General features: G+C 56.6%; 14 protein-coding genes. 2 read left to right on the top strand and 12 right to left on the bottom strand.

What is annotated here, in order from left to right:
- Nucleotides 1-74: 74 nt before the first annotated feature.
- The 8 genes from dnaB to G392_RS0101125 form a co-directional block, all read right to left on the bottom strand.
- Nucleotides 75-1,508, bottom strand: a complete 1,434-nt coding sequence (gene dnaB / locus G392_RS11730) for a replicative DNA helicase (RefSeq protein WP_051255498.1) — start codon at nt 1,506-1,508, stop codon at nt 75-77.
- 391 nt (nt 1,509-1,899) lie between these two features.
- A complete protein-coding gene (dut, locus tag G392_RS0101155) occupies nt 1,900-2,364 on the bottom strand; it encodes a dUTP diphosphatase (RefSeq protein WP_027008739.1) in 465 nt (154 codons plus the stop codon).
- Nucleotides 2,364-2,708 (bottom strand): hypothetical protein, encoded by a 345-nt coding sequence (locus tag G392_RS0101150; protein ID WP_245571899.1) that lies wholly within the window; start codon nt 2,706-2,708, stop codon nt 2,364-2,366. The genes dut and G392_RS0101150 overlap by 1 nt, the downstream gene beginning before the upstream one ends.
- 4 nt (nt 2,709-2,712) lie before the next feature.
- Nucleotides 2,713-4,944: a polysaccharide biosynthesis tyrosine autokinase gene (locus G392_RS0101145; protein WP_245571898.1), complete on the bottom strand. Its 2,232-nt coding sequence runs from the start codon at nt 4,942-4,944 to the stop codon at nt 2,713-2,715.
- Nucleotides 4,917-5,360, bottom strand: coding sequence for an arsenate reductase/protein-tyrosine-phosphatase family protein (locus G392_RS0101140; protein ID WP_027008736.1), 444 nt, complete (start codon nt 5,358-5,360; stop codon nt 4,917-4,919). Before G392_RS0101140 ends, G392_RS0101145 begins: the two co-directional genes overlap by 28 nt.
- A 12-nt stretch (nt 5,361-5,372) precedes the next feature.
- Nucleotides 5,373-6,503 (bottom strand): polysaccharide export protein, encoded by a 1,131-nt coding sequence (locus tag G392_RS0101135; protein ID WP_034334198.1) that lies wholly within the window; start codon nt 6,501-6,503, stop codon nt 5,373-5,375.
- A 277-nt stretch (nt 6,504-6,780) separates the two neighbouring features.
- Complete coding sequence (lolD, locus tag G392_RS0101130) at nt 6,781-7,467, bottom strand: lipoprotein-releasing ABC transporter ATP-binding protein LolD (protein WP_027008734.1); 687 nt, start codon at nt 7,465-7,467, stop codon at nt 6,781-6,783.
- The gene (locus G392_RS0101125) at nt 7,460-8,710 is read right to left on the bottom strand and encodes a lipoprotein-releasing ABC transporter permease subunit (RefSeq protein WP_027008733.1); all 1,251 of its coding nucleotides are present in this window, start codon (nt 8,708-8,710) and stop codon (nt 7,460-7,462) included. Before G392_RS0101125 ends, lolD begins: the two co-directional genes overlap by 8 nt.
- Nucleotides 8,711-8,847: 137 nt before the next feature.
- Between G392_RS0101125 and rsmG the strand changes: the two genes are divergently transcribed.
- Both rsmG and G392_RS0101115 read left to right on the top strand, forming a co-directional pair.
- Complete coding sequence (rsmG, locus tag G392_RS0101120) at nt 8,848-9,483, top strand: 16S rRNA (guanine(527)-N(7))-methyltransferase RsmG (protein ID WP_027008732.1); 636 nt, start codon at nt 8,848-8,850, stop codon at nt 9,481-9,483.
- A gap of 3 nt (nt 9,484-9,486) precedes the next feature.
- Nucleotides 9,487-10,296 carry a ParA family protein gene (locus G392_RS0101115; protein ID WP_027008731.1) on the top strand — a complete coding sequence of 270 codons (810 nt, stop codon included), beginning with the start codon at nt 9,487-9,489 and terminating at the stop codon, nt 10,294-10,296.
- An 82-nt stretch (nt 10,297-10,378) separates the two neighbouring features.
- On the opposite strand, the gene G392_RS0101110 is transcribed toward G392_RS0101115, so the two are convergent.
- From G392_RS0101110 to G392_RS0101095, 4 genes are read right to left on the bottom strand one after another with little or no spacing between them, the layout of a single operon-like run.
- Nucleotides 10,379-10,798: a hypothetical protein gene (locus G392_RS0101110; RefSeq protein WP_156900752.1), complete on the bottom strand. Its 420-nt coding sequence runs from the start codon at nt 10,796-10,798 to the stop codon at nt 10,379-10,381.
- Between the two features lie 10 nt (nt 10,799-10,808).
- The gene (locus G392_RS0101105; RefSeq protein ID WP_211224330.1) at nt 10,809-11,306 is read right to left on the bottom strand and encodes a DUF456 domain-containing protein; all 498 of its coding nucleotides are present in this window, start codon (nt 11,304-11,306) and stop codon (nt 10,809-10,811) included.
- A 47-nt stretch (nt 11,307-11,353) separates the two neighbouring features.
- Nucleotides 11,354-11,692 (bottom strand): P-II family nitrogen regulator, encoded by a 339-nt coding sequence (locus tag G392_RS0101100; protein WP_027008728.1) that lies wholly within the window; start codon nt 11,690-11,692, stop codon nt 11,354-11,356.
- Between the two features lie 11 nt (nt 11,693-11,703).
- Nucleotides 11,704-12,162, bottom strand: a complete 459-nt coding sequence (locus G392_RS0101095) for a DUF29 domain-containing protein (RefSeq protein ID WP_027008727.1) — start codon at nt 12,160-12,162, stop codon at nt 11,704-11,706.
- Nucleotides 12,163-12,167 lie beyond the last annotated feature (5 nt).

The raw sequence follows: 12,167 nt of genomic DNA, 5'->3' as shown, positions 1-12,167 counted from the left end.
AATTTGGTCTGAACCCCGCCGGCTGTGGCGGTACACTGTGTTGTTTTATTTGTCGGCAAAGGGGCGGCCGCCACTCAATACGCGGGCACATCTGCCGGCGCGGACGCACCGTCCGCAGCGTATTCGGGGTTGTACAGCGTGCTTTCAAAGCGGGTAAATTGCCCCAAAAACGTTAAAAACACCCGCCCTGTCGGGCCGTTGCGGTGCTTGCCGATGATGCATTCCGCCAAGCCCTTGTGTTGGCTGTTTTCTTTTGTGTAATATTCGTCGCGGTACATGAACATAATCAAATCGGCATCTTGCTCGATTGCGCCCGATTCGCGCAAATCCGACATCATCGGACGTTTGTCGGTTCTTTGTTCCACCGTGCGCGACAATTGCGACAGGGCAATGACCGGCACTTGCAATTCTTTTGCCAATGCTTTGATGGAGCGGGAAATTTCCCCAAGCTCGGCGGCGCGGTTGTCGTTGCGTCCCGAGCCGGACATCAATTGCAGGTAGTCAATCACAATCAAACCGAGTTTGCCGTTGAAACGGCGGGCGAGCCGGCGCGAACGGGCGCGCACTTCCAAGGCGGTCAAGCCGGGCGTTTCATCGATAAATATGGGCGCGTCCGACAGGCGGAACACCGCCGCATTGAGCAAATCCCAGTCTCCGTCTGCCAAAATGCCGTTTTTCAAGCTGTTTTGGTCGATACGCGCCACCGAGCTGAGCATACGCATCACCAGTTGTGCCCCGCCCATTTCCATGGAAAACACCGCTACGGGCAGTTGGCTGTCCAGCGCCACGTTTTCGGCGATGTTGATGGCAAAGGCGGTTTTGCCCATCGAGGGACGCCCCGCCACAATAATCAAATCGCCCGGCTGCAAGCCGGAAGTCATGCGGTCCAAGTCCACAAAGCCGGTGGCAATGCCCGTTACTTCTTCGGGATTGTCGCGCTGGTACAGCCTGTCGATTTTGGCGACGTTTTGGCTCACCAGCTCTGCCATGTCCAAAAAGCCGCGTTTGGCCTTGGCGGTGCTTTCGGCAATTTGGAATACTTTGTTTTCTGCTTCGTCAAGCAGTTGTTCGGCGGTTTTGCCCTGCGGCTGATAGGCATTTCTAGCAATTTCCGTTCCAACTTCGGCAAGCTGGCGGACAACCGAGCGTTCGCGCACGATTTCGGCATAGCGGCGGATGTTGGCGGCAGACGGGGTGGTCTGCACCAGTGTAACCAGATAGTTGAATCCGCCCGCCGCGTCCAATTCATGACGGTTTTGCAAATATTCCTGCACGGTTACCACGTCGGCAGGACGGCTCTCGTTCATGAGCGTGGCAATGGCGCGGAAAATCAGCCTGTGTTCGTGGCGGTAAAAATCATCGGCGCTGACCATGTCGGCAATTCTGTCCCACGCCGAGTTGTCGAGCATCAGCCCGCCCAAAACCGATTGTTCGGCTTCGCCGGAGTGCGGCGGTGCGTGCAGTGCCTGCACGTCGGCATCAAAACGGTTGTCGGGATAGTCCATCATCAATTCTTTATTCGGTTTCAGCCGCAACAGCCGCATGTCGGTTGCTGCCCTGCGGGTGCGGGCGCAAACGGTATGCGGTTATTGTACTGGTTTGGCGGTCGGGTGGAAACGGCACGGCGGCGATTGGCGGCTGCGGCGGCAACAAGTGTTGCAAATAAGTGTGCAAACGGGCAAAACGGCACCAACCGCCCGCCACAGCGTGTCATCAACTGACTGAAAAAACACAGCACCATCATTCCCGCGCCAACGGGAATCCAACGACACATTCACACAAACCCCGATAAACCACGGTCTGCAAGTCATCGGGCAATGGATTCCCATATTCGCGGGAATGACGGAATTTTTTATATAACACTGATTTTCAATATAAAAATTTTAATAACAACACGCCCTACAGCCTGCCGGTGCTGCCAAAACCGCCCGTGCCGCGCGCGCTGGCATCAAAATCCGCCACTTGCCGGAACTGCGCGCGCACCACCGGCACAATCATCATTTGCGCAATGCGCTCAAACGGCTGTATGACAAAATCCGTTTGGCTGCGGTTCCACACCGACACCATGATTTCGCCCTGATAATCGGCATCAATCAGCCCCACCAGATTGCCCAACACAATGCCGTGCTTATGCCCCAAGCCCGAACGCGGCAGCAGCACCGCCGCCAAATGCGGGTCTGCCAAATGCACGGCGATGCCGGTCGGCACCAACTCCGTTTGCTGCGGCGCGAGCGTCAGTGCCGCGCCGATGCAGGCGTGCAAATCCAAACCCGCCGCACCCGCAGTGGCATACGCGGGCAAACGTCCTGCCAACTCGGGGCGGACGATTTTCAAATCAATCACAGGATTCCACACATTCATCATCACGCATTCTCCCCCTGCCCCGATGCGCCGCGCTGCTGCCGCCACAAATAATAGTCGCGCAAGGGCGGCGCGGGCGGATTCAGACAATGCGCGCACACCCCCGCGCCGTCTTCATCGTCATCACCGATGTGCGCCGCATCGGGGTCAAACCCGTGCTGCTGCCGCACCGCGTGTACCAAAGCCCGAGCTTGGTCGCCATCAAAATCAAAATCTTGTAAAATTTCGCCCAACAAAGCCCGTTCCGCATCGGAAAAATCCCGACTGCAACGCAGCACGTCCGCCGCCGCGCCGTCCGCACCACCGAGCTTGCCGTACACCAGCGTTTCCAGATTCACCATCATCATGCTCCTATTCGGACGGACGGTCGGCACCGTCGCGGCGGGTATAATAAGCCCGCGTATAATCATACTTGTAGGCATTTTTCGCCGTCCGCTCGATACCGTTCAGCACAATGCCGTGAATCTCCACCCGATTGTGGCGGAAACGCGCCAAGGTCTCTTCCATATCGCTCACTTCCGTTTTGCCGAATTGGCACACCAGCAAGGACGTCCCCATGTATTGACCGATAATCGCCGCATCGGTTACCGCCAAAATCGGCGGCGTGTCCAGCACCACATAATCATACTGCTTCTGCGCCCACAGCAAAAACTCGCGCAAACGCTTCTTCTGCAACAGCTCCGCCGCATCGTCCGAGCCGGCGCCCCGCGTCATCAAATGCAGATTTTCCGTCTGCGTGCTTTGGATAAACTTCTTATAATTGGTATGCGAAGCGTGCAGCATGTCCGACAAACCGCCGCCGCTTTCCACGCCGAACAAATTGTGCGCGTAGCCCTGACGCATATCGGCATCCACAAACAAAACCTTTTGATTGGTTTGCGCCAGCAACACCGCCAAATTCGCCGCCACAAACGTTTTGCCCACCTGCGGCGTCGCCCCCGACACCATAATGGTTTTGTTCGGATTGTCGATGGTGCTGAAATGCAGGTTGGTACGCAGCGCCCGCAAGGCCTCAACGCTGGCATCAACGGGGTTTTTCAGGCTAATCAGCGTATTGGAACGGGCATTGTCGTTTTTGCTGCGTCTGAGTTTGCGGAAGGCGGCATCGGATTTGTCTTGCTGCTCCGAATGGGGAATGCTGGCGACCACGTCCACACCCAACACCTCAATGGCTTCCACCGAATCGATGCCGCGCCGGAACATGGCTTTGGCAAGCACCGCCATCACCGCCAACAACAAACCGACCATCGTTGCCAATGCCACAATAATCGCCTTTTTCGGCTTGATGGGGTGTTCGCCCACCGCCGCACGGTCAATCACACGGACATTGCCCTGCGAACTTGCCTGCAAAATGCCCAATTCCTGCCGTTTGTTCAGCAATTGAATGTAAATATTCTGCTTGATGGTAACGTTGCGGGTCAAACGCACGATTTCCTGCTGGGTGGCGGGCATTTCGGTAATTTGCTTGTTTAGGCGTTTTTTGGCGTCTTCCAACACCTGTATTTTGTCGCGCAAGGCTTTATAGGCGGGGTGGTCTTTGGTATACACTTCCGACAACACCGATTCTTCCGTTCTCAAATCAACCATTTGCATTTCCAGCTTGTTCAAGCCTTCCAGCGTGCCGCGTGCTTCGCTTGGCACGTCCAGCGATTTGTTGCGGGTACGGTATTCGTTCAGTTGGTTTTCGGCTTCTTGCAGCTCTTCGTGCAGGCGCGGCAGCTCTTCGTTGATGAATTTCAAGCCGTTTTGTGCGGTTTGAATGTCTTTGTCGCGGTTTTGCGCCACATAGTTGTCGATGATGCCGTTGATGGTGCGGACGATTTGTGCAGGCTCGGTGCCGGTCATGCTCAAACCGATGATGGGCAGGTTTTTGCCTTTGGCAGCCACGTTCAGGCTGCGTCTTATCTGTTCGATGGCGTACAGGTCGGAATAACGGGTCAGGTCAAATTCCTGCCCCAAGCCGGCATCGATTTTTTTCACCAGCAGGGAAAAGGCGTTGCCCATCGACAGGGTTTGCCCGATGCGCCCGCTATGGCGCACGCCTTCGGGGGTGATGACGGTGTATTCCTGCGGGCCCTGTGCAATCAGGGTAAAGCTGCGGTTCTGCCATGCTTCCTGAACGGTAAAGCTGCCGATTTCCACCGTGTTGGACGGTTTGGGGCCCGGCAGCAAACGGTCGATAAAGGAAGGCTCGGCGCGGACGTTGATGTTCAGCCCGAGCTGGTTGATGGTTTTGCCCAGCACCAAGCGCGACTTGATGAGTTCGATTTCGGTGTCGGCAGGCGTGCGGTTGTCGGCGAGCAGGTCGGACAGTTCGCCCAATACCTGATTTTTGCTGCCGACCACTTCCAGCATGGCATCTGCCTGATACACGGGGGTGGCGGTCAGGGCGTAAATCACCCCGCCCATGCAGAAAATGGCGGTGGTCAGGATAATGGGCAGCTTGTTGAACAGCAGGGTTTGGAACAATTCACCCAAGTCGATTTCGTCGTCTTCGGTGCGGCGGGGTTCGGAGTGGTTGGAGGAGGACATGGCTTTGGTAAGGTTGTTGTTATTCAGGATTTTTTCAGCTTGTTCGCCCACAGGTCGGCGGCTTGTGCCAGCCGTTGGCAGGTGATGCGGAACACGTCGTCGCTTTGGCGGTAGGGGTCGGCGATGTCTTTGTCGCCTTGCGCGAGCCATTGCCCGAACAGCATGGTTTTGCTGCGGGCGGCGGGCGAAACGGCGCACACGGCTTCAATCAGTTTGCGCTCCATCACCAAAATCAGGTCGTAGCGGCGGCACATTTCGTCCGTCAGTTGGCGGGCTTGGTGCGGGGTCAAATCGATGCCGTAGGGCGCGGCGGCGGCAAGGGCTTGGGCATCGGCGGGGTGTCCGACCAATGCGCCCACGCCCGCCGAAGCGATGTCCCGCGCCGGCAAGCGGGCTTTGAGCAGATATTCGCCAACGGGCGAACGGCAGATGTTGCCGACACACACCACCAGAATTTTGTCAAACATGGCGCAACAACCTTAAAAAATGTTCTTCAGCAGCAGGAAGCTGTTTACCGAAGGCATGATTTGCGACAACACGCGGTTCCAACGCGCCACCGGTGCGGCGGTTACGTACACCACGTCTTGCGGTTTGAGCTTGAACTGCGTACCCATCGCGTAAGCGGTGGCATCTTGCAGATTCAGTTGGTAAACGTGGATGCTTTTGCCATCGGGGCGGTCGGGGCGGTTGCGGATGACGAACACGCCGGTGGCATTGGCGATGTTTTGGTTGATGCCGGACGATTGCGCCAACGCTTCGGTCAGGCTCAGGCCGTTGCTGCCGATGGTCAGCACCGACTGCTTGCCCACCTCGCCCATCACGTACACCGGCACATCGGCGCGGGTCGGCACGTGAACGGTGTCGCCGTCTGCCAGCAGACCGTTTTGCGACAAATCGCCGTGCGCGACAATATCGTGCAGGGAAACGGTGCGTTCGCGCCCTTTGTGCGTCCATTTGATGCGTTCGGCATCTGCCTGTTCGGTCAAACCGCCCGCCTGCGCCACCGCTTCAACCAGCGTAAGCGGCACGTTGGTCAGTTGGAATTTGCCGCTTTGCTTCACCGCCCCGCCCACCGACACGCTTTGCGAACGAAATTCGGTGATGTTCACATCTACCTGCGGTTCTTTGAAATAGCGCTGCAAACGCTCGGTCAGCAACTGGCGCACCTGCGTCAGGGTTTTGCCGCGCACATGGATTTTGCCCGCCAAAGGATAAAAAATATGACCGCTCTCGTCCACCCAAGTGCCTTGAGCGGTTTGCCTGCCGCCGCCCGCGCTGCCGGAAAACGCGTTCAAATCGGGCTGGTTCCACACCTTCACCGACAACACATCACCACTGCCGATTTTGTAGCTGTATTGTTTTTTCAAGTTTTCCAAAGCGGGATTGGCACGCGGACGCACACCGCTTTGGCGCATGTTTTCCAGCAAGGCAAACGTAACCGGATACACGGCGGTTTGGTTGTTCAAATCGCGCTCGGCGGCATCTGCCACCACAATCACGTCTTTATTGTGGGTGTGGACGGTGCTGCCGGGCACCAGCGAAGCACGATGGCTGCACGCCCCCAGCAGACCAACGGACAGCACGGAAAAAATTAGGGAAAAACGTTTCATCACAATTCCTTTTCGGTTTGAAACCCCGCCGTTTACGGTGGCAGAACCGCTTTTGTTCGGGCGGGGCGCCGCCCCGTCCGAATCAGGGCTGCGCATGAGGCTGCGCGGGCAACCCGTGCGCCAACCTTTACATTGTATCACCGCCGCGACACCGGAAGCAAAAGCACGGGGCGTGTCGCCATGCACGCACACCGGCACCGCCGCCACGCCCGCAACGCATACGCATACGCATACGCATACGCATACGCATACGCATAACTATTTATTTTAATTTAAATTATTTCACAGACTGCAACTTCCCGTCCCGCATGTGCAGCGTATGCTCGAAACGCTGCGCCAATTCGTCATCGTGGGTAACGACAATCAGCGCCGTCCCCAATTCCTGCTTTAACTCCAGCATCATGTCGAGAATGTTGCGGGCATTGTTGCGGTCAAGGTTGCCGGTGGGTTCGTCTGCCAACAGGCACTGCGGCTGTTTGACCAAGGCGCGGGCAATCGCGGCACGCTGGCGTTCGCCGCCGGAGAGCTCGGTGGGACGGTGCAGCAAGCGTTGCCCCAAGCCGACCTTTTCCAACATCGCCGCCGCCCGTTCTTGGGCTTCGGCACGGGGCATGCGCCCAATCAGCAAGGGCATCATCACATTTTCCAAAGCACTGAACTCGCCCAGCAAATGATGAAACTGATACACAAAGCCCAAATACTGATTACGCAGCTTGCCCAAACGCGCCTGACCGAGCTTGGACAAATCCAGCCCCATCAGCGACACCGTGCCGACAGTGGGCGTGTCCAAACCGCCCAAAATGTGCAGCAGCGTGGATTTGCCGCTTCCCGATGCACCGATGATGCTCACGCTCTGCCCCTGATAAATGTCCAGATTCAAATCGTGCAGCACGTCCACGTTCAAGGTGCCGTCCCGATAGGTTTTGCCGACATTGCGGCAGGAAAGCACGGTTTGCTTATTCATAACGCAAAGCCTCCGCAGGTTGGGTACGCGCCGCGCTCAGGCTCGGGTAGAGCGTTGCCAAAAACGACAGCAGCAGCGAAATCAGTGCCACGCCGACCACGTCCGACACCTGAATGTCGCTGGGCAGATAGTTGAGAAAATACACTTGCGCGGCAATCAGCTTGACCCCGAACAGACCTTCCACAAAGGCGACAACCGCACCGATTTTCCATGCCAGCAGCACGCCGATGACCACGCCGAAAAACGTACCCAGCAAGCCCGCCACCATGCCCTGCACGATGAAAATCTTCATCACCCCGCCGGGCGACAGCCCCAGCGTCCGCAAAATGGCGATGTCGGACTGCTTGTCGGTAACCGCCATCACCAGCGAAGAAACCAAATTAAACGCCGCCACCACGATGATGCAGGTAAGCAGCAGGGTGAGCATGCGTTTTTCCATTTCCACCGCATTGAAATAGCTGCGGTTGTTGTCCGTCCAATTGACAACGGTCAGGTTGTCGCGCTGCGCGGGGGGCAGCAGCTTGTCCATCACGGCGGGGGCGTTTTGCGGGTCGTCCAAGCGCAAACGCAAGCCCACATGGGCATCTTCCAAACGGTAGAGCTTTTTCGCATCGTCCAGATGAATCAGTGCCAAAGTCGCGTCCGCTTCGTCAAAGCCCGTTTTGATGATGCCCGCCACATTGAACTGCTTCAGGCGCGGCACCACGCCGGCGGGGGTAACGTTGCCTTCGGGGGTAATCAGGGTAACTTTGTTGCCCGTTTCCGCACCGACCGCTTCGGCGAGTTTTTCGCCCAGCAGAATGTTAAATTCATCGGATTTGAGCGCATCAAACGAGCCTTGCGGCATGTTGTTGCCGTATTCGACCACTTTTTTTTCGGTGTCGGGCAGCACCCCGCGCAACTGCACGCCGCGCACTTCGCCCGCATTGGCAATCAGTGCCTGATTGGCGGTAAACGGCGCGGTGGCGGAAATGCCCTGTTTGCCGTCCAACTGCTTTTGCAGCGCGTGCCACGTCTGCCCTTCCTGCGCCTGATGGAAAAACACTTCGGCATGCGGGGCGATGTTCAGCAACTGACCGCGAATGTCTTTTTGAAAACCATTGACCACCGACAACACCAAAATCAGCGCAATCACGCCCAAAGCGATGCCGAGTATGGAAATCATCGAGATAAACGACATGAAACCACTGCGTTTTTTGGCACGCAGATAGCGCAAACCAATCCAAGTTTCTAAATGCGACATGGGAACAGACTTCTCAATTCTGGCAGAAAAGCGGTATTGTATCAAAGTTTGGGCGCACGGGTTTTGCACGCGAATGCTTTACCTGATTTGACAAATTGGGTTAGCATTGCGCCATAGATGTTTTGAAGGAAAACACGATGAGTTCCGATTTGAAAAACCGCCTGAAAAACGGTTTGCAACAAATGGGTCTGGAATTGGATGCGGCGCAACAGCTTTTGTTGTTGGAATACATTGCGCTGCTGAAAAAATGGAATGCCACCTACAACCTTACCGCCCTGCGCGATGAAGCGCAAATGGTCGGACACCACCTGCTCGACAGCCTGACGCTGCTGCCCTATGTGGCAGACGCCGCCACGCTGATGGACGTAGGGTCGGGCGGCGGCATGCCGGGCATTCCCACCGCCATCTGCCGTCCCGATTTGCACATCACCCTGCTGGACGCAAACACCAAAAAAACCACGTTTTTGCAACAGGCGGTCATTGAATTGGGGCTGAACAACGTTACCGTGGCAACGGGGCGCGTGGAAGCGATGCACGACAAAAAAGTCGATGTGGTTACCAGCCGCGCCTTTGCCCAGTTGGACGACTTCATCGCCCTGACCAAGCACCTGCTCAACGAAAACGGCTATTGGGCGGCGATGAAAGGCGTGTATCCTTACGAAGAATTGGAACACGTTCCCGCCGATGTGGACGTGTTCCGCATCGACAGGCTGCAAGTACCGGATTTGAACGCGGAACGGCACATGGTGCTGATGCGCCCGCAGAAAGGCTGAACCATGACACAAAAAATCCTGACCGTGTGCAACCAAAAAGGCGGCGTGGGCAAAACCACCACCGCCGTAAACTTGGCGGCATCGTTCGCCCATCGCGGCAAACGGGTGCTGCTCATCGACCTCGACCCGCAGGGCAATGCCACCATGGGCAGCGGCGTGGACAAAAACACCTTTACGGCGGGCACGCGCCACGTCCTGCTGGGCGAAACCGACATCCGCAGCGCGATGCTGCGCAGCGAAACAGGGCATTATGACGTATTGGCGTCCAACCGCGATTTGACCGGCATCGACGTGCGCCTGATGGATTTTCCCGCCGGCGAACTGTGCCTGAAAAACGCGATTGCTGCCGTTGCCGCCGACTACGACCACATATTGATTGACTGCCCGCCCACCTTATCGCTGCTGATGCTCAACGGCTTGGCGGCCGCCGACAGCGTTTTGATTCCGATGGTGTGCGAATACTACGCTTTGGAAGGGATTTCCGATTTGCTCTCCACTATTCGGCGCATCCGCCAAACCATCAACCCCAAGCTCGACATCGCGGGCGTGGTGTTTGTGATGTTTACCAGCCAAAACCGCTTGTCGCTGGAAGTGAGCAGCCAACTGCGCCACTATTTCGGGCAAAGGGTGCTGGAAACCACCATTCCGCGCAACGTGCGTTTGGCAGAAGCACCCAGCCACGGCATGCCCGCTTTGGCATATGACGAAAAAGCCAAAGGCACACAGGCATATTTGGCTTTGGCAGACGAGCTGCTCGCCATCAAAGAGCCGCCCGCCATGCCCGGTTATCTTAAACGCATGATGGTTTTGTAAGCCCGTTCGAATCAGGGCAAGACATCGGGCTGTGCTTTATGTGCAGCCCTGTGCTTTGCAACATGGTGTGGATATTTGCTGTTTAAGATGCGTAAGAATGGTGGTCAATGATGGTTTTACCGCGCTCTTGGCGCAAGCGCAGTTCATAGCCGTCTTCCGCCACACAGTCGTTGCCGCCGCTAATTTTCATGCTTGCCGTGCCGTTGCCGCGTTTAAATTCGACCGTGCGTTCGTTGATGCCGCAGTCTCCGTTATCTTTTTTACGGGTGCGGGTTTGGCTTTGGGCGGGCAGATTGGCGGGAAATACCGGTGCAAGGGTGGGATTTTCGCGCACCAACCGGCTCCGCAAAGCGCGATAGGCTTGTTCGAGGCTGTTACCGGCAAACACGCAACGCTGATGGTTGTGAAAACCGCTTTTCAGCGTTTTGCAGGAAAGCGGCGCGGCAGCGTGCGTTGCCGTTGCGCCCAAGCTTAAGACCAATAACAAGATTTTCCTCTTCATAGTTTTTCCTTTAAAACCAATACAAAATATATTCCGCCGCCACCGTCAGCAAAATCACCAAAGCCGCACCGATTTTCGCCGCCGTGCCGACAATAAAGCCCGCAAACGTGCCGATGCCGACCTTGCCCGCTTTCAGCAAATCGCGTTTGGCGGCAAATTCGCCGACCGCCGCGCCGATAAGCGGCCCCAGCAGCAGCCCCGCGATGCCGAAAAAGATGCCCGCAATCCCGCCGACAAACGCGCCCCACAAAGCCTGTTTGCCTGCGCCCGTGTATTTCGCGCCGAGCAAACCGGCGACAAAATCCATCGCCATGCCGAATGCGAGCGGCAGCAGCAACAGCCAAACCGTTGCCGCTTCAATGACTTGGTAATTTTGCGCGTAGGCGAGCAGCCACGCACCGCCGAACATCACCGGCAGGCCGGGCAACGCGGGATAAACCGTCCCCGCCGCGCCCACCAGCAGCAGGGTTAATGCTAAAATAATCAAAGTGATGCTGATTAGGGTCATGCGTTTCCTTATTTCAGGCAGCCTGAAACGTTCCAAACGTTAAAACGTTAAACCGCCGCTTCCGCCGTTTCGCCGGTACGGATACGGATAACCTCTTCCACCGGCAGGATAAAAATTTTGCCGTCGCCGATTTTGCCGGAACGGGCGGTGTCCATAATCGTTTCCACCGCGCGTTCCACCAAATCATCGGGCAGCACCAATTCCAGTTTCACTTTCGGCAGAAAATCCACCGCGTATTCCGCGCCGCGATAGATTTCAGTGTGCCCGCGCTGCCGCCCGAAGCCCTTGACTTCGCTGACGGTCATGCCGGTGATGCCGATTTCGGTTAAGGCTTCGCGCACATCGTCCAGCTTGAACGGTTTGATGACGGCTTCAATTTTTTTCATGTTGGCAATCCTTATTCAATATTGCTTTCGCCACCAACGGCATCGGGCAGAAAACCGTCTTCCAAAACGGTTTCCACCGGCCACACGGCGTGTTCGGGAAAAATGTCCAAATCGGTTTCGCGAATGGCGGCGGCTACGGCGTATGTCCATACGTCTTCAAGAAAATCATGGTCTTGCAAGTATCTGTTCAGGCTGGGCGATTCGCGCAGCAAACGGCGCAGCCGCAGCCTTTGTTCGCGAATGGTGGCTTGCCACGATGCGCCGCGCCGTTGCGGTTGGTAACGCCATTTGAGCAGGTGGCAAATCAGGACAATCAGGCGGTTTTCCAAGCTGCGTTGTTCGCTTTTTCCCATGCTTTCCACTTCTTCCGCCAAATTGGCAAAATCCAGCCCGTCAATCACGCCCGCCCGCAACAATCCTGCCTGTTCCGCCGCCCACGCGGCAAAATCGCGCTCGTATAATGCAGACATACGCT

Source organism: Conchiformibius kuhniae DSM 17694 (genome assembly GCF_000428785.1).
Lineage (GTDB): Bacteria > Pseudomonadota > Gammaproteobacteria > Burkholderiales > Neisseriaceae > Conchiformibius > Conchiformibius kuhniae.
Note: the sequence above shows the minus strand (reverse complement) of the source record. Positions and strands in the feature narration are given on the sequence as shown.